This is a genomic window from Treponema sp. OMZ 857, assembly GCF_024181085.1.
In the GTDB taxonomy this organism is placed as follows: Bacteria; Spirochaetota; Spirochaetia; order Treponematales; family Treponemataceae; genus Treponema.
Genome location: NZ_CP051147.1, coordinates 984282 through 1005622, shown reverse-complemented (window position 1 = coordinate 1005622; position 21341 = coordinate 984282). Strand labels below are relative to the sequence as shown.

Annotated in this window: 17 protein-coding genes; 9 read left to right on the top strand and 8 right to left on the bottom strand. The window is 47.5% G+C overall.

What is annotated here, in order from left to right; genetic code table 11:
• Positions 1-20 precede the first annotated feature (20 nt).
• The 4 genes from E4N66_RS04670 to E4N66_RS04655 form a co-directional block, all read right to left on the bottom strand.
• Complete coding sequence (locus E4N66_RS04670; RefSeq protein WP_253672612.1) at positions 21-1298, bottom strand: ABC transporter permease; 1278 nt, start codon at positions 1296-1298, stop codon at positions 21-23.
• Between the two features lie 30 nt (positions 1299-1328).
• Positions 1329-2372, bottom strand: coding sequence for a Fe-S-containing protein (locus E4N66_RS04665; RefSeq protein ID WP_232502157.1), 1044 nt, complete (start codon positions 2370-2372; stop codon positions 1329-1331).
• A gap of 457 nt (positions 2373-2829) precedes the next feature.
• Positions 2830-3453 (bottom strand): iron transporter, encoded by a 624-nt coding sequence (locus E4N66_RS04660; RefSeq protein WP_253729142.1) that lies wholly within the window; start codon positions 3451-3453, stop codon positions 2830-2832.
• 160 nt (positions 3454-3613) lie between these two features.
• Complete coding sequence (locus tag E4N66_RS04655) at positions 3614-4912, bottom strand: FTR1 family iron permease (protein WP_044015767.1); 1299 nt, start codon at positions 4910-4912, stop codon at positions 3614-3616.
• A 135-nt stretch (positions 4913-5047) separates the two neighbouring features.
• On the opposite strand from E4N66_RS04655, the gene alr reads away from it, so the two are divergent.
• Positions 5048-6175: an alanine racemase gene (gene alr / locus E4N66_RS04650; protein ID WP_253729141.1), complete on the top strand. Its 1128-nt coding sequence runs from the start codon at positions 5048-5050 to the stop codon at positions 6173-6175.
• An 18-nt stretch (positions 6176-6193) separates the two neighbouring features.
• Here alr and E4N66_RS04645 read toward each other — a convergent pair whose 3' ends face one another.
• Both E4N66_RS04645 and E4N66_RS04640 read right to left on the bottom strand, forming a co-directional pair.
• Positions 6194-6817: a class I SAM-dependent DNA methyltransferase gene (locus E4N66_RS04645; protein WP_253729140.1), complete on the bottom strand. Its 624-nt coding sequence runs from the start codon at positions 6815-6817 to the stop codon at positions 6194-6196.
• A gap of 19 nt (positions 6818-6836) precedes the next feature.
• Positions 6837-8093, bottom strand: coding sequence for a cation:proton antiporter (locus E4N66_RS04640; RefSeq protein ID WP_253729139.1), 1257 nt, complete (start codon positions 8091-8093; stop codon positions 6837-6839).
• Between the two features lie 339 nt (positions 8094-8432).
• On the opposite strand from E4N66_RS04640, the gene E4N66_RS04635 reads away from it, so the two are divergent.
• From E4N66_RS04635 to E4N66_RS04620, 4 genes are read left to right on the top strand one after another with little or no spacing between them, the layout of a single operon-like run.
• Complete coding sequence (locus tag E4N66_RS04635) at positions 8433-9152, top strand: tetratricopeptide repeat protein (RefSeq protein ID WP_253729138.1); 720 nt, start codon at positions 8433-8435, stop codon at positions 9150-9152.
• Between the two features lie 45 nt (positions 9153-9197).
• Positions 9198-10151 carry a DNA-processing protein DprA gene (gene dprA, locus E4N66_RS04630; protein WP_253729137.1) on the top strand — a complete coding sequence of 318 codons (954 nt, stop codon included), beginning with the start codon at positions 9198-9200 and terminating at the stop codon, positions 10149-10151.
• Position 10152: 1 nt separating this feature from the next.
• On the top strand, positions 10153-12282 hold the full coding sequence (gene topA, locus E4N66_RS04625; RefSeq protein WP_253729136.1) for a type I DNA topoisomerase: 2130 nt from the start codon (positions 10153-10155) through the stop codon (positions 12280-12282).
• A 3-nt stretch (positions 12283-12285) separates the two neighbouring features.
• A complete protein-coding gene (locus E4N66_RS04620; protein WP_253729135.1) occupies positions 12286-13200 on the top strand; it encodes a tyrosine-type recombinase/integrase in 915 nt (304 codons plus the stop codon).
• 16 nt (positions 13201-13216) lie between these two features.
• Here E4N66_RS04620 and E4N66_RS04615 read toward each other — a convergent pair whose 3' ends face one another.
• Complete coding sequence (locus E4N66_RS04615) at positions 13217-13765, bottom strand: L-threonylcarbamoyladenylate synthase (RefSeq protein ID WP_253729134.1); 549 nt, start codon at positions 13763-13765, stop codon at positions 13217-13219.
• On the bottom strand, positions 13740-14189 hold the full coding sequence (locus E4N66_RS04610; RefSeq protein WP_253729133.1) for a septum formation initiator family protein: 450 nt from the start codon (positions 14187-14189) through the stop codon (positions 13740-13742). The genes E4N66_RS04615 and E4N66_RS04610 overlap by 26 nt, the downstream gene beginning before the upstream one ends.
• A 218-nt stretch (positions 14190-14407) precedes the next feature.
• Here E4N66_RS04610 and E4N66_RS04605 point away from each other — a divergent pair, with 218 nt between their 5' ends.
• The 4 genes from E4N66_RS04605 to E4N66_RS04590 are packed head-to-tail and all read left to right on the top strand — an operon-like array spanning position 14408 to position 21306.
• Positions 14408-16657, top strand: coding sequence for a putative sodium/potassium/calcium exchanger (locus E4N66_RS04605; RefSeq protein ID WP_253729132.1), 2250 nt, complete (start codon positions 14408-14410; stop codon positions 16655-16657).
• 55 nt (positions 16658-16712) lie between these two features.
• Positions 16713-18155 carry a 6-hydroxymethylpterin diphosphokinase MptE-like protein gene (locus tag E4N66_RS04600; protein ID WP_253729131.1) on the top strand — a complete coding sequence of 481 codons (1443 nt, stop codon included), beginning with the start codon at positions 16713-16715 and terminating at the stop codon, positions 18153-18155.
• Positions 18152-19654: a motility associated factor glycosyltransferase family protein gene (locus tag E4N66_RS04595; protein WP_253729130.1), complete on the top strand. Its 1503-nt coding sequence runs from the start codon at positions 18152-18154 to the stop codon at positions 19652-19654. Before E4N66_RS04600 ends, E4N66_RS04595 begins: the two co-directional genes overlap by 4 nt.
• The gene (locus E4N66_RS04590) at positions 19651-21306 is read left to right on the top strand and encodes a diguanylate cyclase (RefSeq protein ID WP_253729129.1); all 1656 of its coding nucleotides are present in this window, start codon (positions 19651-19653) and stop codon (positions 21304-21306) included. Before E4N66_RS04595 ends, E4N66_RS04590 begins: the two co-directional genes overlap by 4 nt.
• The last annotated feature ends 35 nt before the right edge of the window (positions 21307-21341 follow it).

The window sequence follows — 21341 nt, the reverse complement described above, 5'->3', positions numbered from 1 at the left end:
TTCCGCTTTCGGCGTGCATTTTATTTTCCATGCAGCACCTCCGTAGGGTTGAGTTTAAGCAAATACCGTACCGAAGGCAGACTGCCGAGCAGGGTAATAAGGAAGATGATAAGCACGACAATCGGAATCACCATCGGTGCGGGAGGAATAGCCGAACCGAATACACTCCGTCCGATAATCTGCGTCAGACCCAAACCTGCAAAGTAGCCGATTGTTCCGCCGATTAATCCGATAATCATAATCTCCGTCAGTACCGATACGGTAACCGCTGTATTACTCGCACCGATCGCTTTCTTTAAACCGATTTCCGCGCGTCTGTCCATCACGCTTGCCGTTACAAGGTTGGAAATCCCCAATGCGGAAGCGAGCAAGCTCAAAATTGTGATTAAGAGCATCAGCAGCGTGGTCTTATTTAAAATCGCCCCTTCGGATTCGGCAACCTGCCGCACCGGTTTTGCAACGGCATCGGTAATCACTTCCTGAATCTGATAGCAGATACTGCTGACATACGCGGTGCAGTACCATACCTCCATCTCTTTGATGGTTAAACTCAAAGGGTTCCGCGCGGCCTTTCGTGCGAGGTCGTTATCGGGCGTCGTAAGGGCGCTTACCTCGATACTTTCACATACATCGGTTTTTCCTAACAGGCGCTGCGCCGTATGAATAGTCGTAAAGATGTACTCATCCTCGTTGCTGCCCGAATTGAATATACCGGAAACAGTCAACGATGCGGTTCCGGCAGGGCCTGTTACTTCGATTACATCACCGACATGAATGGCATTACGCCCCGCAAAAAGGCTGCCGATCATACAGCTGGAATCATCGGTATCGGAAGCCCATGCACCGGTTACTTCCCACCACGTTCGCATCCGCCGGATACCGGTAATAACTTCCTGTCCGGTGTGCAAGTCTATTTTATAATCGAACCATGTACCGGTCAGACGGACGGGCTTATTTTGGCCCTTATATTCAACGGACACGTTTAAAAACGGAGCATAGTCAACAACATTGTACGCCCAAAATATAGTCTTAATTTTATACAGCTCATCCTCGCGTAAATACTTTTTGGTACTCCCCGACTCTACTCCGTAAATATCATCGAGAAGCGAGGCCTCTTTATGCACGACATTGATATTCGCTCCGTAGGTTTTCAGCTCCTGATTTACCTTATCCCCTACTCCGAGCATCGTATTGAGCATTGCGCTTGAAAGACTCGCACCTAGCGCAATGGTAAACGCAATCATCGCCATCTTCCCTTTCTGACGGAAGAGGGAACCGGCTATCATTCTCCAAAACATAATTGCTATCGAACCTCCATCTGGATATTCCTATTTAAAGCGGTGCGCTTCCGCTTCAAGATCGGCTATCTTTATCTTGATCTTTTCATCGTGGATGATATACGCAACCGGCACAGGGTTACATCCGCCCGGGAAGCCGATAGTTCCCTTGTTCATCACGACATCGCAGAGTTTACAGATAACCTCCCCGTTCCGTTCAAAATATCCGGTAGGACCGCAGATATCGCACGCATCAAGTCCTACGCCATAAGAGCCTTCGCTCTTTTTAATGGCAATAAACCGGACTTCAATCCCCTGCTCCGAAGTATACGCATACCGGTGCAGCTTATCATCTTCCAATTCCGAAATAGGAATCATCGCCATACCGTCGGCAATCGTATAATTTTCCGGCGGCGAAAGCGGAACTTCTCGGTCGACATAGTGCCGCAACACAGACAGAGATAAAACCGAACCGATCAGCAAGACCAGCGAAAATTTCGCCCACCGGCGTGCGTTGCGCTTTTGCGCTTTCAGTTTCCGCAGTTCTGCATTGTTGTGATATGTTTCCGTAATTGTCCGGTTCTTCCGCCAGAGGATAATCGGCGGAATCATAATGAATAGGATAATTGCAAAGGTAAAGAAATTTCCATGGTTTACGACCGCGGCAATGAATGCAAAGATAAAGTCGTTGCGAGGAATAATCCCCAACGAATAGAGGCGCTGTAAAATAACAACTACTTGCGTAACACCGAAAATGCAAAGCGCTCCGGCAACCGATACCTTGAGTTCTATGGCCGATAATTTAATCAACGTTTTATAGATCGCTAAACCGGCGCACAGCATACACACAATACCGAGTACATAGCCTATCAGTCTGAATAAGACAATCGTACTTACTGCGCTCTCGCCGTAATTAACCAATGTGGTTGCCAGCATGATGATAACGGGAAGATAGTAAAACAGCATCGAGGCTGCATACAAGAAAATTGCCGCACTAAAAAGATTTTCATATATATGCGCTATCTTTCGTTTAAGATTGGGTGAAATAAAAAGCAGGATGAGTAAAAAGAGAAGTGCGATGGTAACAGGAACCATGCACCAAAAAGCGAAACGTGTTCTATTTATATAGTTGGGAATTGATCTAAGAATTGCTGAGACAATACTGCCGGCAAACCCCAGCAGGATACTTGCTAAAACGACAAGCCGTTTTTTTTTTCGGATTCTTCCGTTCTCTCGGACTCTTGAGTTTTAAATGAAGCAAATACAACGGCTAACACCAATGCAAAGGCGATACCTGCTTCAAAAACTCTTATATAAAATTTTAAGATGATACACCTCCAAGAAAAAACCGGCGGTAACCGCCACTCCTTCCCAAAATATACCTCTTAATAGGAGTATCTTGCAAAGAGAAAGAATAACGGTTACCGCTTAGTGCGGCAAAGCAGTTTCCAAAGCAACCTGTTCCGAAACGGAAGTTTCCAAACAGGTTGATTGTAAGGCATACCGATTAACTGTTTAAATGAACCGGCACCGCCTTAAAACTGCATACTGTTTACCACTGAGGTCCTTTCCATTCAAAATCTTTCCATTCGACAACGAGCGGTTCCGTCCAGAAACGGCCGGTAACACCGGTTTCTTTGTCAACGTGCAACAGGTAATCGTTACCCGGAGCTTTGATTTCGAATTTGACATTGTATTTGCCGAGACCTTCTTCGAACTTCATGTTTGCACCGTAGTGGGGGCCGTCATCGGCATTCATCGGCATAAATGCAACTTCCTGCACTTTGCTCGAGCCTTGCTTTTGAACATAAGCCTTAACATGAAGATACGGAACAAAGTCGCCTACGCCGTAACCGAGCGCTTTACCCTCATCATTTGCGTGGATATCCGCTTCGATGTGGCAGTCAGCTTCGTTCTTGGAAAGGCTGTTTCCGGCAGGTTCCATGTCAACCGGCTGGAAGTAAACGCCACCGATGTGGAGCGGACCAACATCCTGTTCGTCCCCGATTGGGAACTCATCGAAACCTGCTGCCTCTTCTGCAGTCGGTGCGGGAGCCGCAGCTTTTTGCTCTGCGGCAGGTTTTGCCATTTCCTGCTTTTGCGCAGGTTTGTCACATGATGCAAGCACAAAAGCGATTGCAATCAGTGCAAAAAGAAAAGATACTGTTTTCTTCATTTTGAAACTATCCTCCTAAATAATATATCTTTATTTTCTTTTTGTTTCACATTCATTACAGCCTTGTAGGACACCGGTTATTTTCCACAATCCGGCAGCCCAAAAGCAGTTGCCATCGGCGATCTCAAAAACTTTGCTTTTGAGATCGCCCTATATTTTTTTACTTTTGCCCAATCCTCGCCTTTTCAGCTTCAATTTGAGCACGCTGTTGTTTATTCTTTTTTGCATACACAACAGACATTGTGATAATCACCGCAAGCACGATAATCTGCGGGATGAGACTTTCATACGTTGCATAAATACCGAGAAAGTCCATTTCAAAACTCATCCACGGAATAACGGTCTTATTGACAACACCGGCAGCTTGCAGTTCCGACACACCTTTTCCGGTAAACGAAAAGCACATCGCATACATCAATATACTGGTAACCAAGAAGAAAGGCTTTAACGGCAACCGCACGGTTAAGAACCTAAATACTAGGAACACCGCAATCAAAACAACCGCTGACAGCACAATCGCCAAGATCATTGCATTCCGGCCGCTCGTTCCATGAACGGGAACGCCCTGGAAAAAGAGAATAAGCTCGGCGCCTTCACGCGCAACTGCAATAAAGGCCGCGAAAATTAAGACCCATTTATTTCCGGTAGAAACCGATGCTTCAACCTTCTTATGAATGTACCGCTCCCATGCTTCGGTTTCGGACTTTGAAAGCATCCAGTTACTGACATAGAACAACACGATAACTGCGACAAACATACCGATGCCTTCAAAAACTTCCTGAGCGATGCCGCTCTGAGCACCGGCAACAGCGCCGAACAAAAAGGCCAGCAGAATACTAACCAAGATACCGCCCAACGCACCGACATATACCGACATGATATATTTCTTTTTTCCCGTTTTTACAAGATAGGCGATAATAGCGGCGATAACAAGGATTGCTTCCAAGCCTTCGCGGAGTACCAATACAAAACAGGAAATAAACGTTGCAACAACTGCCGATTGAGCGGTATTTGCAGTCTCGCTGCCGCTTTCGTCCAACGTGCCGTCAAGCTCGGCTGCATCATGGTAAAGCATTGCAATAAGCTTATCTTTATGCGCTTTTACCATCTCGTTGTCTTTATCGCTGTAGACATTTCGACGATATTCATAAAACGCATTTTCTACCGTTGTCTTACGCGCACCGGAAAGGTACCCCATCGTTATCTTTTCCATCCCTTTAGATTCATAAAATCTAAAGTACGCGACGTTCACTTCGTCATACGCCTCTTTGGATTTCCCTTGAGTATAAAGATCGTAGGCATTATTGAGGTGCACTTCCATCTTTTTTACAATTCCTGTCCACGAATCCAGCACCTCTTCGTCGTTTGCGGCATACAGTCCGCTAACCGGAATAAATATGAACGATAAAGCGAACAAAATCGCGGCAAAGGCATGTTTTTTATTCTGTGTAATATACATAAAGCCCTCAACTAATTAGCTAAAACTTACAAATATGCCGTTAGTATATCACTCATAAAAATAATGTCAAGGGTTAAGCACAGTTGACAAAAATATAAATTGCAATTCTTTGCCGTTTGCAGTACAATGCCGCCCATGCGTGCAACAAAAGCGATTATCCATCTGGATAATCTGAAACATAACATTACCCAAATCAAACAAACCCTTGCCCCGGAAACAAAGATATGTTTACCGGTTAAAGCTGATGCCTACGGACACGGAGCCATACGGACAGCGATTGCAGCCATCAGAGCAGGAGTTTCATACCTTGCCGTCGCTTCCGTACAGGAAGGTATAGAGCTTCGAGAGGCTGGCATTGTCGCCCCCATCATTTCGCTCAGTCTGCCGATTTTGGAAGAAATAGATTCTATTATAGACTATAAACTGGAACCGCTTGTTATCGATGAGGAATTCATCAATGAACTCAATCGCGCGGCCGATGCGCAAAAGAAAACCGTTGCGGTACATCTTAAAATAGATACCGGTATGAGCAGGATAGGCTGCAAACCGTCGGAAGCGGTAAAACTGGCGACCCAAATTGTGCGGGCAAAAAATTTACGGTTGCAAGGCGTTGCAACCCACTTTGCCGTTGCGGATTCCGATTCGGAATCCGACCGCGCTTTTACAAAAGACCAGCTGGAACGTTTTAGCAATGCCGTCGAAGCAATCAGACAGACGGGCATACACATCCCGCTCGTTCATGCCGCCAACTCAGGCGCGGTGCAGATGATGCCCGAAGCCCGGTTCGATATGGTGCGCCCGGGGCTCCTCGCCTACGGCTACCTGCCCATACAGGATACGGCAACAGCTATCGACGTAAAACCCGTTATGGAACTGGTAACGCAGGTAGTGCTGATAAAACAGATACGCGCGGGCACCTGCGTTTCCTACGGGCGCAACTGGACAGCTCCTCAGGATACCTATATTGCAACCCTCCCGATCGGATATGCGGACGGTTTACGCCGCGCGCTTTCGCCCGGACTAAAAGTACGCATCGGCAACGAATTTTTCCCGATTATCGGCAGAATATGTATGGATCAATGCATGGTTGACCTCGGCGCGCACCCGTGGGTACAACGGTGGGATGAGGTGTGCATATTCGGCCCCAACCCGCAGGACAACAGCGCACAAACGCTCGCAGATATTGCAGGCACTATTCCCTACGAAATCACCTGCGGTATCCACAAGCGTGTTCCCCGTGTCTTTGTGAACGAAAGCCGATAAGCAGCCGCGCCCTATAGCCTATCTTCGGTTAATGTCCCGCATCCCAATGATTAAAAAAATAGGATATGTTTTTACGGCGCCGTCGATAATCTTTTGCTCAGTATATACGGTTTTGTTACAAATAACGTGCATACCGCTCTTACGAGCCGCATTCATAACCGCACCACGGTCTATTCCGTTATGAGGCGCCGTATTGGGGTAATGGAAACTCCCGTCTTCAAGATCGAGATCTGAAAGGCAGAGATATCCGCCCTCGGCAACATGTGAAGCCAAGCCGCAAACCGTTTTTTCTATATCGTCAACATGATGGAGCGCCAACAGTGAAACAATAATATCGTATGCTTCCGTAACGGTATGCTCCGTTAAATCGATGGTCTTTACACTGCCGCTCCCAAGCGTTGCAGCTTTTTTGCACACCTGTTCGAGCATACCGGCGGAGATGTCGGCAAACGTTACTTCAACTGCACAATCAACAAAATGAAATCCGAGCAAGCCTGTCCCGCAACCGAAATCAAGCACCTTGCTGTAAGGCTGAGGGCATATCTCAGCGATAATTTTTCTATATATCTCTTCCGCCCTCAACACCCGCGTGCGGTGTGCATCCCATTGCTCTGCTTTTGAATCGAAAAATGCCGTATCCATATACTATTCGGAGCTCCGGCTATACGGCGGCTGTTCCTGCCGGAGGCAGATTCTTTTCCGAAAATGCTTTTCCAAGCAAAATAGGCACAATCATGGAAGAAACAATAATCAGCAAAATGACCGGTGCAAAATATTCAGCCTGAACCATGCCGACGGCAAGTCCCTTTTGAGCTACGATAAGGGCTACCTCACCGCGCACCATCATTCCCAGCCCTATCTGGAGCGATTCCTGTCGCTTAAAGCCCAAAGCCAAAGCCGAACCGCCGCAGCCGATTATTTTTGCAATACAACCGACAAGCACAAAGGCGATCGAAAACCATATTAAGCTCATATTCAGTCCGCTTAAATCCGTTTTAAGTCCGATAGCAGTAAAAAAGAGAGGACTAAAAAACATATATGAATTGATATCTATTTTTTTCTCCATATAAGAGGCATCATGTAAATTGCAAAATACAACCCCTGCGACATACGCACCGGTGATATCAGCGATACCGAAGAAGCGTTCCGTACAATAGGAAAAAATCAACGCAACCCCCAACCCGTAAATCGAAATACGGTGGGTATGCGGATGCCGGTTATCATACCATTTAAAAATTCGGTAAATCAGGTACCCCACGACCAATGAAGCGCCAAAGAATGCTGCCGTTTTTATCATAAGTCCGAGGTAATCTCCCTTACCGGAGCTTGCGCCGAGCACAACCGTTAATACAATAATACCGAAGACATCATCGATAATTGCAGCGCTGATAATTGTTTGCCCGACTTCCGAATTTATCTTGCCCAGCTCTTTCAATGCAACAACGGTAATACTGACCGAAGTTGCCGTTAAAATAGTACCGATGAATAGCGCTTGATAAAATACGGGAGACCCGAAACCGTCAAAGCCCCAAAAGCCCAACGCCATAACCGTGCCTAACACCAATGGTACTACAACACCGCAGGCAGCAATCACGGTTGATTTTACGCCGGACTTAACAAGTGATTTCAAATTAGTCCCCAGACCGGCGGAGAACATAATCAGAATAACGCCGATTTCTGACATATACCCGATAAACTGATTGGTTTCGGCGTAGATAATATTCGGTTCGGCACCGCCGAAATTACGGAAAAAAGGCAGATAGCGTAAGAAAAGTCCTGCAACAATTTCCCCTGCAACCTGCGGAATATTGATTTTTTTAGCAAGCAGACCAAGGTACTTTGCAGCGATAATGATAATTCCGACGGAAAGGACAATTTGCAGCGCGATTTCTTCAATCGGTATTTCCTTAGCAGACATAAACAACTCCTTTATACCCGAAAGGGTATATTAAGGGCGCGTTGATTAATTCGCGTTCGGATTAACCAGTGGTTCCCTATTTTGAGGATCCATTATAGTAAAAAGGAAAAAGAACCGCAATATTTTACAGAAAAAGTTAAGCAAAAGATACAAATTTCCTTTATGCCCCGGAATTCCAAAAAAAAGGCTCATTTATCCGCAGCCTAAAGTCCGCTGCCGTAATATTGACAATCATACAAAGATATATAAGAATACTTCATGAGTGATGAACACCCTTGTCATCACTCATGAAATATAACCACCGCCATCTGTGGCGGCGCTGAATAAGAGAAGGTGTACATGAAATCAAAAAAAGTTCCGTATGCGGGGCTGTTGTGTTCAATTCTTTTCCTTTTTACTGCCTGTAAGGACAATGCCTTTATTCGGCGGATGCAGGATATGGAGATGGGCGTCAAAAATCCGTCTTCTATACAAGAATTGGAATCTGCTATACAAAAGTATCAGGGAAAGATCAACGAAATCCTAACTATGGAACAGCGGGTCGGCATTTGGTACAAAATACTCGGCCGCCGGTACATGGATAAAAAGATGTACAAAAAAGCGATTGAATCCTTCCGCAGCGCATTGGAATACTTCCCCGAAAATCAGCATGTGTTTTATCAAATCGGCGTATGTGCCGCTATTATCGCAAAAAGCACCCTCGATTACCCCAATATGAGCCTCGGCGAACGGCAAGCATATTTCGACCTGTCGGTCTCAGCCTATAAACGCGCCGTAGAGCTTGATCCAACCTATACACGGGCGGTATACGCACTGTCCGTACTCTATGTTTTTGAATTGAACCGGCCGGAGGATGCCATTACGATCATGGAACCGGTCGCCGCCCGCGAAAAAAAGCCGCTGGATTCCTTATTCATCCTTGGACGCGCCTATTACATGACCGGTCAATACGAAAAGGCAATAGCCGCCTACGACCGTATTATCAAAACGAGCGGAAGCGCCGAACAACGCGCCGATGCCGAACGGAACAAAGCTTTCGTAGAAAATGCACGGCGCTAACGGTCAACAACTGCTCGGCAATAGAATTCTACAAAAACTATAATAATGAATACAAAAACCGATTCTGAAAAGCGGAAACTCTACATTGCGCTCTCTTATTGCTCTTTTCTAAAGGGCAGCGAGCGCCTTTTACTTGCCCGCACGCTTGACACTTTGCAAGCACTTACAGTAAGTTCAATAGATACGCTGAGCAGGCTGATACAGCGGACACTCCGCACACGCAGTTATAAGCCCGAACAGCTGCCGCAGGCAGTGGAAAAAGCTGAAGCGCTGATGAAGTATTGCCGAATCAACATGACGTTTTACGATGACGCCGACTTCCCTCCCCTGCTGCGGGAAATTCCCGATGCGCCTTTTTTGCTGTACTACCGCGGCGTCTTACCGCAGACCGATACGCCCGCAGCGGCGATTGTCGGCACACGCCGCCCGACAGGAAACGGCATTAAGGCGGCACTGCAGCTGGGCACCGAATGCGGGCACGCCGGCATCCCCGTTATTTCGGGGCTGGCACGCGGTATCGACACCTTTGCGCACCGGGGAGCCTTGGAAGGCGGCGGCCTCACGACGGCTGTACTCGCCTGCGGACTTGACCGGCTATACCCGCAGAGCAATGCACGGCTCGCAGGCCGGATACTGGAAACGGGCGGGTGCATCCTCAGCGAATATGCGCCCGGGGAACTGCCGCTCGCCTACCGCTTTCCGCAGCGTAACCGGATTATTTCGGGGTTAGCCCGCGCAACCGTTGTCGTCGAAGCACCGGCAAAATCGGGAGCGCTCATTACGGCAGACTTTGCCCTTGAGCAAGGACGCGACGTATGCATATACGCCGGAATGCAGGATTCCGTACAGAATACCGGCTGCAAAAAACTTGCTGAGGACGGAGCGATTCCGGTAGAACATGCCGGCGACCTTTTACGAGAATGGGCACATCCGACCTTGCAGTATTTACAGAGAGAGCAGCACATACAACTACCTTTGTTTGAGAAAGGAGCACCATAATATGGCGAAGAAAACCGCAGCAAAAACGAAAAAAACAAACTTAATTATCGTAGAGTCTCCGGCAAAAGCAAAAACAATCGAAAAGTATTTAGGCAGCGGCTATACGGTTAAGGCTTCGATGGGGCACCTGATCGATCTGCCGAAGTCCCGTATCGCAATCGATATCGAACACGGCTTTCAGCCCGAATATATCACCGTGCGCGGCAGAGCTAAACTCTTAAAAGAGCTGCAGCAAGATGCAAAAAATGCTCAACACGTCTTTCTCGCAAGTGATAATGACCGCGAAGGGGAGGCAATCGCCTATCATCTGTGCAATGCGATACGGGAAAAATGCGAAGATGTGCCGATCAACCGTATTGTCTTTAACGAAATCACGCCGCAGGCGATTAAAACCGCCGTGCAGAATCCTATGGATATCGATGAGGCAAAGGTGAATGCGCAAAAAGCCCGCCGCGTACTCGACCGGCTTGTCGGCTACAACCTTTCTCCGCTGCTTTGGCAGAAAGTAAAGAACGGGCTTTCCGCGGGGCGGGTACAGTCGGTCGCGCTGCGCCTCATCTGCGAACGGGAAGCGGAGGTAGAAAGTTTTATCCCCGAAGAATTTTGGACACTGGAAGGAGCTTTTAAAAAGGGGAAAACAGCCTTTAACGCCCAACTCGCATTATATAACGGAGAAAAACCGGCGCTGAAGAACGAGCGGGAGGTACAGGCGATTATCGATGTATTGAGCGGAAAAGAGGCAACGGTTACCGATGTCAAAAGCACGCAAAAGACCATCAATCCGAAACCGCCGTTTACAACCTCCACGATGCAGCAAACGGCAGCAAATAGGCTCGGCTTTACCTCCCGTAAGACAATGCAGATTGCTCAACAGTTGTACGAAGGTATCGCCGTCGGCTCAAGCCGCGTCGGTTTAATCACCTATATGCGTACCGACTCGGTACGTATCTCCGATGTTGCTCTTACGGAAGTACGCAAATGGATCGGCGAGCAATATCCCGCCTACTTGCCGGAAAAACCCAATTTCTACAGCGTCGGAGCAAAAGCGCAGGATGCCCACGAAGGTATCCGCCCGACTTACGCTAATTATACGCCCGATTATCTGAAAGACTACCTCAACCGCGACCAATTACGTCTCTACGCTCTTATCTGGGAACGTTTTACTGCAAGCCAGATGACCGGTGCAAAGACTGAAACGCTCAGCTATGAAATTTCTGCAGGAGATGCCGTTTTTAGAACGGCTTCCACCAAAGTAACTGAAAAAGGTTTCTATTCGGTGCTGAATCTCCTCCTTTCAAAAGAAGAAAAGAGCAAGACGTTACCGGCGTTAAAAACCGGCGACACCCTGACGGTAGACAGCCTGACGCCCGAACAGCATTTTACACAGGGACCTGCCCGCTATACCGACGCAAGTATCGTTAAAATGCTGGAACAAAAAGGCATCGGGCGCCCCTCGACGTATGCGCCGATTATTTCGGTACTGCTCGACCGTTATTACGTTAACCGCTCCAATAAACAGCTTGTTCCCACTCAGCTCGGCAGAATAATTAACGATCTGTTAGTCGCAAACTTCAACGACGTAATCGACGTCAACTTTACCGCCGGTATGGAACAAAAGTTGGACGAAATAGAAGAACACAATGCCGACTGGTCAAAGATTATCGGCTCCTTTTATACCCCATTCATCACACAGGTGGATTCGGTGATGGCGCATTTAGGCAGTTTGAAAGGCAGCCTCGATGAGCCGACAAACTTCATATGCGAAAAATGCGGCAAAAGAATGATGAAAAAGCTCGGCCGTTTCGGTTTTTTCTTAGCGTGCGAGGGTTTCCCCGAATGCCGCAATACCAAATCCATTCCATTGGCTAAATGCCCGCGACCCGGATGCGGCGGCGACATCGTATCCCGGCGGGCAAAAGGGCGGGGCAAAGAATTCTTCGGCTGCACCAACTTTCCAACGTGCAATTTTATCTCTCATTTTAAGCCCATCAACGCAGCGTGCCCTAAATGCGGCTGGTTCATGGTTGAAAAATACGATAAAAAGAACGGAAGCTACAAAGCCTGTGTAAATCCCGATTGCGATTATCTTCATAGCGTTGTCGAAGGCATTGAAGACCGGGATATCGACTAGCCGATGAATACGGTCTTTGAAGACTACCTCGCCTACAGCGCAGGCGTGCGGCACTTTTCGGAAAAGACAATTGAGGCATACCGGAGCGACCTCAAGATTTTTTCCGATTGGCTTGCGGACAATGAGCTGTCCTTTACCGAAGTTACGAAAACACAGATACGTATTTTTGTTGCAGAGCTCGGTAACCGGCATTTTGCACCGGCAAGCATTAACCGTACTCTCTCCTGCATACGAGGATTGTACCGCTATGCCCTACAGAAAGGGCTCTGTACCACGAACCCCGCCGCAGTTGTCCGCAACCTCAAACAGCCGGATAAGCTGCCCCGCTTCCTCTTCCCCGACGAAGCGGAACGCTTCTGCGAATTTCCCAAAGAAGCGGGCATTCTATGGTACGCCCGTGATGCAGCGATCTTTTCGTCGCTCTACTCTACCGGCTGCCGCGCGGCGGAGCTGCAAGGACTCAAAATAACGGATTTAAAGGGAGATTGCAGCTGGGCAATCGTACAAGGAAAAGGAAGCAAAGAACGCAAGGTGTTCTTTGCGGACTTTGCACAGGAAGCGGTACAGCGGTATTTGACGGAGCGGGCAGAACTGATTGCATACCTAAAAGAACAGGACGGCTTAAAAACCGCGATTGCCGAAGACGCGCTTTTTTTAAACTGCCGCGGCGGCGCGCTTACAACGCAGGGCATCCGGTACATCATCAACCGATACACAGCCCTTCTCCCGAACTATAAAAAGCTGACGCCGCACGCTTTCCGGCACAGCTTTGCCTCGATGTTCATCACGCGCGGAGCAGACATACGGGTTGTGCAGGAACTGCTGGGACACAGCAATATCGCAACCACCCAACGCTACACCCACATCACGGCAGCCCAGCTCCAAGAGCTGTACCACAAAGCTCATCCGCACGGATAGCCCATCTTCTCTTTGCTTAATCGATAACAACAGAACCTTGGCGGAGCACGCGGGGAGTGCCGGAAGTCAAATCCACAAGAGTAGAAGGAAGCCCCTCAAGATTACCGTCATCGACAATTAACGAAACGGAATCCTCAAATTCGCGGCAAATCGCCTCTATATCGGTGAGGGGCGGGGTTCCCGAACGGTTAACACTCGTCGAATACACTGCATCTCCCGCTGCAGCAACGACACTGCGCAGCCAATCATCCGCGGGACAGCGAAAGGCTTGAGTCCCCTGCCCTTTTAACGGCACGATAAGCGTAAGCGGTGCAGGCCACAGGTTCAAAATATGTTCGGGAATTTTTAGATCGGTATAGCGGTAAATATCCGCCGGTTCGGCGATGAGGGCGATAAACGGTTTATCTTCAGCTCTTCCTTTAATACGGGCAATTGCCTCGGCAGTCTTACCGATCAACCCGGAAAATCCGTAAATCGTATCGGTTGGAATAACCACGATATTTCCACGCTTGAGTTCCGCAGCGGCGACATCCGCCGAATTAGACGCTTTTTTTTGAATACGCATTCTTTTTGCTCACAATCATCTGACACATAATCATGATAATGCTCATGGAAACGGCAATCGTTTTGCATACGGCATCAGGCAGATAGCGCGGAGCCTCTATCAGATACACGACACCGACATCCTCGGTGCGCTCCGCCGTCCCGGAAAAGTTCATCAATTTGATAAGCCGTTCGTTTTTTTGAACATAGCCCAATTCATGCGCATACACAGCGATGGTCTGAGGATCGGAAGACAAATTCGCGATACGAATATTCAGATCTTCCCCAATATCGGATAGAAGCTGTACGTGCTGCACAAGAGCTTCGTGCTGCCTTCTCAACTGCTGACATGCAAAAAAACCGCGTGCTCCAAAGCACATACTCAAAAAGCTATAAACAAACGCAAATACGAAGATCGGCGTAATAACTTTCAAATAAAATTTCATACTCGATTTTAATAACGGCAAAATAAATATTTTCTTGAATTTTATTCGAAATAAGGTACAATAGAAAGTTGAAGATACCGACTGAATCGGTAGGGGAGCACCTGTGAATGCCGGATTTTTTAGAAACTCTCGGCAAGACTTCCGTTTATGTTACTTATGTTATATACAGGGTATGCCGATACATGATATAATGACACAGCCCTTTGTGGAGAAAGTTTATGGATAATTTTAACAAAACCGATGATTTATATGATCCTAATTTTTCTATAGACAGTAAAAGCACGGAAAAATTGGATATGTATGGTGTATGGCTTAAGAAAAAGAAAGATAGTAATGAACCGCTCGATTCAGACGATTCTCAATTTGTAAGTACTTCCGACATAGAACCGGATCAAGATAGCATAAATTTTGATGATGATTTCTCTTTTTCGGATATGGCTGCAGATACTGAAATACCAGAACTTGACGAGTTGAGTGATATAAATACTTCAACCGAAATACCGCTGGAAACGCCTGCACCTTCATATAGCGATAGTGATACTTCCGATATTGCGCTTGATGAAAACAGTTTTGAGTCGTTGGATTTGGATGACTTTTTGTCGGATGACTCCTCTGCAGAAACGGCGCCCAAAGAAAGCTCCGAAGCATTTGTTGAAGAAGAACCGATAGATCTTGATTTTACCGAAATTACCGACGATACCGAACAACATTCTAACACCAATGAACTTCCGGCAGGGCTCGAAAACTTCAGTGAAATTTCTCTTGAAGATTTTGAAGACGCAGCGCCGGCTGAAAGCTCCGGATCAGACGACGGTTTTGAGACAGTCGATGATTTTAACGATATCTTCGCAGACGACGCTTCCGAAACGCAAGAAGCCGGACACAGCGAACAAAAAGAAGAGACCGTTTTAGACATTGACGTTACAGCTGATGATGAAGGAGCCAAAGAGCAGCCGCTTTCGGCACTATCCTCACAGATTGTAGAAGATAATGCCGATATTTCGATTTTCGGTACGGAGACAGACGACAAATCTCCCCATACGGAAGAGCCGGCTTTCTTTGACGATGTTGAAGCTGTTAAAGAAGATTTACTTTCAACACAGCAGGTTACCGAACCTGAAGCAGAACCGGTGAAACCTGCTTTGGAAAAGGATTCAAAAGAAACTATGGATACAACAGCCGTACCTTTCCAACGCACCGCCGCTGAACAAGATAAAGCAACCGAATTACTGATGCAAATTGCTCACGAAATCAGCGATCTGAAAGCAGAGCTGAATAGCTTAAAAGCCGGTATGACGGCTCAAGCGAAAGTAACCTCCGAAGCACCGGTAAAAGACGCTGCTGCACATACGGAAAACAAAGCTGCCGATACGGAAAGTTCGGGCTTTTTCAGCGATGATGACACGGACGAAACGATTGCCCTCACCGGGGATGAGCTAAATAATATCCTTATTACTGCGGATTTCACTGAAGAGCGGAACGCCGAGGATGGAGAGCGGGCATCTGCCGATGAGGAAGCTCCGGCAGAAACAACCGAAACCTATGAAGTGCCGCCCGTACTTACAAAAGATATTGATCCGGAAATACAAGAAACAGCCTCTGCCGATCACGCTTTTGAAGACAGTATAGCGGAACCGGCTTCGGAAGAGACAAATAACGATTACAAACCTGAGGCGGAAGGGGAAAAACTCCTTGCATCCGATCCCGTCTTTAATGTAGACCCCACACCCATTACATCGCTGCCCGAAGATCTCAGTTACCTTGACGATCAATCGGAAGTTACGGATGAAGATATGGGGCTTATTGACGGAGATACGGAAGATCATCAAGAAATAGCCGAACTTGAAGATATTGAAGACGCTGAGTCTGTGGATGACGATGCCGATTTTGAAGATATCAATATAGAATCCTTCGATATTCCCACGGAACAGGAAATTGAAGTTCCCTCTGAAGACATGGAAGCGGTTGACAATGAAATACAGTCTTCTAAAGAAATGAAAGAAGAACGCACAATTCATGAACTTCAAAATGACGAAGATTTCCCGAACCCGTTTGACGATGATTCAGCTGCCGGCGAAGATTCGATAAAAGAAGAAATTATCGAAGAACCGTTTATCGCAGAAGTTCCTGCTATTGAATCGGAAGGCGAAGAAGCTCAATCCGGAGCCCATGAAGATACGTTCGAAGCATTGGACACCGCCGCTGAAGATGCAATTCCAGAGCTTGAATCGGAACCGGAAACCGAAAGCGTTCCCGAAGAACCGAAACAGGAAACATTGTTGCAAGCTGCGAGCAGAAAGCGGGAAACCATTTCTATTCCGTTGGAACTGAAAAATGAGATTAAATCGGTTCTTTCCTACATGGATCAACTGTTGGAAGCCTTGCCCGAAAAGAAGATTGAAGAGTTTGCCAAATCTGAATATTTTGAAACTTATAAACATCTTTTTGAAGAATTAGGCATTTCCTAATAACAGAAACTTCCTAGCGCCGCTATGCCCCCCTGCATAGCGGCTAATTGCTTTCATGCCTCCTTTTCGTCTCCATTCAAAATACAACCCTCACAAAGAAGCCGAACAGTTTGCTTCCGCTATTGAAGGCAATCCGTCGATTATTGTCATAACCGAGCCGGGAGAATCCTACCTTGCATCGGTACTGAAAGCAAAGTTTCCCTCTACAAAATGTATTGCAGTGCGGTATAACGAAACAGCTTTTGCCGATTCCGATACCCTCTGGGACGCCGTTTGGCGGCCGGGAAGCGGCAATTTGCCTTTTTTCTTACTTTCACATATACCCGATGAAAAATTGGCAGGAACCCGCTTTATCAGCTGGAAGGCTGCCGATAAAGCTTTTCCCGATGCGGCGGATACAGTCTGGAAAAATATTCGGAATACAATCGATATGCTGACGAGCATCATGCATACCCGTTCATTCTTTGGAAATAAGTGGCTTCAAAACACGATCAATAACTTTATCGGGCTTGAGCAGCCTGCAGCGCTGCAATTCGGAACACAGGATTTTATCTTAGCCGGGGCAGGCCCAAGCTTAGAACAGCTCACTGCAGCACAGGCTGCCCCCTACTCTATCCTTGCCGTATCATCGGCTTGTGCAGCGCTGACGGCGCGGGATATCCCGATAGACCTCTGCATCAGTACTGACGCCGGCTATTGGGCATTACCTCATTTTGACCGGCTGCCTGCAAGTGTTCCGATTGCCTTTCCGCTCGAAGCGGCAATTCCCGCATCGATACTCAAAACGCATCCCTGTGTTCCGCTTTCATACAATTCTCCGCTGGAATCAGCGCTCTTTACGGCAGCAAACCTACAGCCGCTTACCGCCAGAGAGAACGGCACTGTAACAGGCACAGCCTGCGAACTACTTTTACGGCATAGCAACCGGAACATCATACTTGCCGGCGTCGATTTGGCAGTTGCAAAAGGTTTCAGCCATGCACAGCCCCATGCAAGTATCGCACGCTTGTTTGCCGAAACGAACAGAGTACATCCGCTTGCTGATGCACTCGCCGTCCAAAACTTTGCAGCGCAATCGCTTGAAACCTATCGGCAATGGTTTTTGCAGCTGCCGCCGGAATCTGCACGGAGACTGGCCCGCGCGGGTACGGGTGGAGCGCCGCTTCCAAATATCAAACCGGTTGACCTGACAGCGGGAGTACGGGGTAAGGCACGGATTTCCGTAACATCCTACCCTGCACCATCCGCTCAGGAGCGCACACGGATAGTGCATTCCCTACTAAACACACTGCGTACCGAAATACCTGCGTTAATTGCAGCGGAACCGGCGCAGCTCGCGGAAGATACGGCAACCCTCGAAAAACAGATGTGCGCCTTATGCAGCTATACTGCTTACTGTAATGTGATAAAAAATCCTGCGGATACCAAAGCGCACACAAACTTGTCGGAACAGGTAAGCCGCATACTCGATGCGCTCATCAAAAGGATAGAAGCATGACGGTTTTAGAGATGAACCTCACTGCAATACGCCCTAAACAACCGGAACTCGCAGAAAATATCCAACGCTCTCAAGTAGGAGCTGCCTATAAAGGCGTCGTACCCGCAAAAACAGGGGAGCCGGTGCCGCTTTTTGCATCGGGACAGGCGCTGCAGTCCCTGTATAATCCGGTACGTGAGGCAGAACGCGCCCTTACTTCAGCAGCCGGTTTTATGCTTTTTTGCGGACTGGGCAACGGTATCCACATCAAAGTGTTTTTAGATACATATCCGCAATCATTTTGCGCAATTACGGAATCGGATTACGAATCCTTCAAGCAGCTGCTCTCACTCATCGACTATACGGAGCTGTTAGCCGATAGCAGGGTCTTTCTCTTGCCGCCCTGCACAAGCAGCGCTTTTGAGACCGCACTTACAGCAGCCTATTTGCCGGCCGTACACGGCACCTTCGGCTATCACATCCTAAGGACATGGAGCGAATACTATAAAGCTCAAGTAAAAGATTTACCGGAAAAGATCGAACATGCACTCAAAAAAATCAAGGCGGATTTTTCGGTTCAAGCACATTTTGGAAAAATCTGGCTGCGCAATATCTTTTTCAATTTGCGCCTTGCAGGTTCCGTCAAACCGGCATATCCTCACACTGATACCGCCCGGACAGCGCTCATATTGGGCGCAGGCCCAAGCTTGGAAGCAGGCTTATCATTGTTGAAAAAAAAGCGGCAGCAGTACACGGTCTTTTGTACCGATACAGCCTTTCCCGCCGTATGCACAAGCGGTATTACACCGGAATTCTTCATCGCACTTGACCCGCAGCATATCTCATATCAGCATACCATCGGTGTCATACCTAAAGAAACGACAGGCATCTTCGACCTTTCGGCACAACCCGCCGGAGCGCGCCGCTTTTACAAAAACGGCAACGCTTTCTTTTTTACGGCAGGCGGGCACCCGCTTGTCCAAACAGCCGCGCTTTTCTCCCCTTTTCCGCCGCTTGCTACGGGTTCCGGCACTGTTGCCGTCGCAGCCTACCATGCGGCACAGGCACTCGGTTACCGGCATATCGAATGCAGCGGAATGGACTTTGCCTATACCGGCGGCAAGGCATATAGCCGCGGTACCTATCTTTCGGCGCAATATGCCGGCAGTGCAGCACGTATCAGCCCTCAAGAACACTCGTTCATCCGCCTCATGTTCCGTACCGAAACCTACAACGAGCAGACAACGCAAGGCATCACCTATCGAACGGCACTTTTGGATTCTTACCGGGCGGCTTTTGAAGCGGAAAAACACAGTGCCACCCGCTGGCAACCCACTGATTTTCAACAATTCCCGTACACGGCATTTCTTGCATCTTTTAGTAAAACCTTACAACAAAACGGCCGGAATGCCGTCATGCCGCTGCTCCCTGCACTTGCATGGTGTAAAGCTCATAGAAAAGGAAATTTGACCGATATGGAACTTGTATCGGAATTCATTTCGGAGTATACTGATTTATGATGAAAAAAATATTGATGTCAGTCTATGCCGCATGCGCATTGCTTGTTATTATTGGAAGTTTGTTATGGTTTGTTTTTACCCTTCACAGCGATTCTGCTGCGGGAAAAACGGAAGCATTGAAGAACTTTAAGATATTTGCTCAGCATACCGGCGAGATCTTGTCGGAATCCGCTCAAGAAGGTAATCCTGCCCGTCTGCAAGTACAGCTTGAACAGTTATGCCGTAACTACAGCAAATATGTACAAGCGGTTCTCATTAGAGATAGTGCCGGTATCGTATTTACCTGGCCGAAAAACACCGATATTTTTTCATATAATGAACAATATGTAGTCGAAGTAAAAAACCTGCCGCTCTTTTTTACTGCTGCTCAAACGCATATTCCGGTTAAAGAAACGGGTAATACCGTGACCGTCCATGCGGCGCTCCAAATGCTTCCGATTGAAACGGTCTTTAACCGCGGTCAAATAGTATTCTTTCTATTACTGCTGATTGTATTAATGACCGTCTTGGTGTTGATCTTTTCATATATGGATATCAAATCCGCAGCAGAAAAAAAACCGGAGCTTAAAAGTGCTATACGCACTTCCGAAACGGATATAACCGATTCGAATACCGCTCAGTCAGGCGAGTATGCCACTGCTACAGCAACTAATGAGCCGCCAAGCATACCACAGGCGGAAACTTGTGCCGAACCGGACAATTCAGCCTCCTTGCAAACAGAAGGTTTAAGTATCCGTGCAAAGATGCCGAATACTCATGAACAACCTGCAACGGAAAAAAATAAGGCGCAAATATCTACGACGGTCTCGTCTTTACCGTTAAACGAACAGCTTGAATCGCTCAACCGTCTCCATATCTACGATGATGAACAGCCCCAACAAAGCGCCCCCGAATATCAAGCAGGCTCACAACATACCCAGCTTGAAAACAGCACAGCAGATCGGCAAAGCAACACAGATAAGGATACGGAACGTCCGGTATCCTCAAATGGCGCTGAAACGGACATTTTACAAACGGCAGAGACTCCGCAAGCGGATAGTAAACAGGGTTTTGACGCGAGGAATTACGGTTTCTTTGAAAATCATACACAAATATTGAAAACCTCAACCGAAACACAAGAATCCGCAAAAAAACCGCCCGTTACTACCTTCGAGAACACACCGCTTTCAGGTGCATCACGCAGCAGCAGTCATTCGCTTGAACAAGCTACACTCATCGAAGAATTGACAACGGCAATTACCGAAACAGCTGTAGCCGAAGAGGACTTAACACTTCTGCTCATTCATGCAACCGATATACCTCATAATCAGCAAATTGTTCATATGCTGCGTTCAACACTCGACCGCATCCATAAGGTGTTTGTTTTTAATAAAGATATTCTCGGTATTATTATCTTTTATGCACCGTTGGATCAGGCAATGCAAATTGCAAGTAGTCTCTATGACGAAATTAATGCGCTCTTGGATGATTCCGCTAAGAAATCACTCGGCATCGGGCTTACGACACGGGCAGGGCGGCTTATTCCTGCTCCCCGCATGATCGAAGAAGCCATGGCTGCAATCGGCAAGGCAACCCAAGAGGGCGGCGATCCTATTGTAGCTTTTAGGGTTAATCCGGATAAATACCGGCGATGTCTTGCACGGTTAAGCTAATATACATTGAATCTAAAACCGGTTGACAGAGTAGT

What these genes read in the sequence shown, in the direction of transcription:
- E4N66_RS04640 (WP_253729139.1), bottom strand. Translation starts at nt 8,093, where the DNA reads ATGTCTGCTAAGGAAATACCGATTGAAGAAATCGCGCTGCAAATTGTC.
- topA (WP_253729136.1), top strand. Translation starts at nt 10,153, where the DNA reads ATGGCGAAGAAAACCGCAGCAAAAACGAAAAAAACAAACTTAATTATC.
- alr (WP_253729141.1), top strand. Translation starts at nt 5,048, where the DNA reads ATGCGTGCAACAAAAGCGATTATCCATCTGGATAATCTGAAACATAAC.
- E4N66_RS04605 (WP_253729132.1), top strand. Translation starts at nt 14,408, where the DNA reads ATGGATAATTTTAACAAAACCGATGATTTATATGATCCTAATTTTTCT.
- E4N66_RS04615 (WP_253729134.1), bottom strand. Translation starts at nt 13,765, where the DNA reads ATGCGTATTCAAAAAAAAGCGTCTAATTCGGCGGATGTCGCCGCTGCG.
- E4N66_RS04655 (WP_044015767.1), bottom strand. Translation starts at nt 4,912, where the DNA reads ATGTATATTACACAGAATAAAAAACATGCCTTTGCCGCGATTTTGTTC.
- E4N66_RS04620 (WP_253729135.1), top strand. Translation starts at nt 12,286, where the DNA reads ATGAATACGGTCTTTGAAGACTACCTCGCCTACAGCGCAGGCGTGCGG.
- E4N66_RS04595 (WP_253729130.1), top strand. Translation starts at nt 18,152, where the DNA reads ATGACGGTTTTAGAGATGAACCTCACTGCAATACGCCCTAAACAACCG.
- E4N66_RS04610 (WP_253729133.1), bottom strand. Translation starts at nt 14,189, where the DNA reads ATGAAATTTTATTTGAAAGTTATTACGCCGATCTTCGTATTTGCGTTT.
- E4N66_RS04645 (WP_253729140.1), bottom strand. Translation starts at nt 6,817, where the DNA reads ATGGATACGGCATTTTTCGATTCAAAAGCAGAGCAATGGGATGCACAC.
- E4N66_RS04670 (WP_253672612.1), bottom strand. Translation starts at nt 1,298, where the DNA reads ATGTTTTGGAGAATGATAGCCGGTTCCCTCTTCCGTCAGAAAGGGAAG.
- dprA (WP_253729137.1), top strand. Translation starts at nt 9,198, where the DNA reads ATGAATACAAAAACCGATTCTGAAAAGCGGAAACTCTACATTGCGCTC.
- E4N66_RS04665 (WP_232502157.1), bottom strand. Translation starts at nt 2,372, where the DNA reads ATGGTTCCTGTTACCATCGCACTTCTCTTTTTACTCATCCTGCTTTTT.
- E4N66_RS04600 (WP_253729131.1), top strand. Translation starts at nt 16,713, where the DNA reads ATGCCTCCTTTTCGTCTCCATTCAAAATACAACCCTCACAAAGAAGCC.
- E4N66_RS04660 (WP_253729142.1), bottom strand. Translation starts at nt 3,453, where the DNA reads ATGAAGAAAACAGTATCTTTTCTTTTTGCACTGATTGCAATCGCTTTT.
- E4N66_RS04635 (WP_253729138.1), top strand. Translation starts at nt 8,433, where the DNA reads ATGAAATCAAAAAAAGTTCCGTATGCGGGGCTGTTGTGTTCAATTCTT.
- E4N66_RS04590 (WP_253729129.1), top strand. Translation starts at nt 19,651, where the DNA reads ATGATGAAAAAAATATTGATGTCAGTCTATGCCGCATGCGCATTGCTT.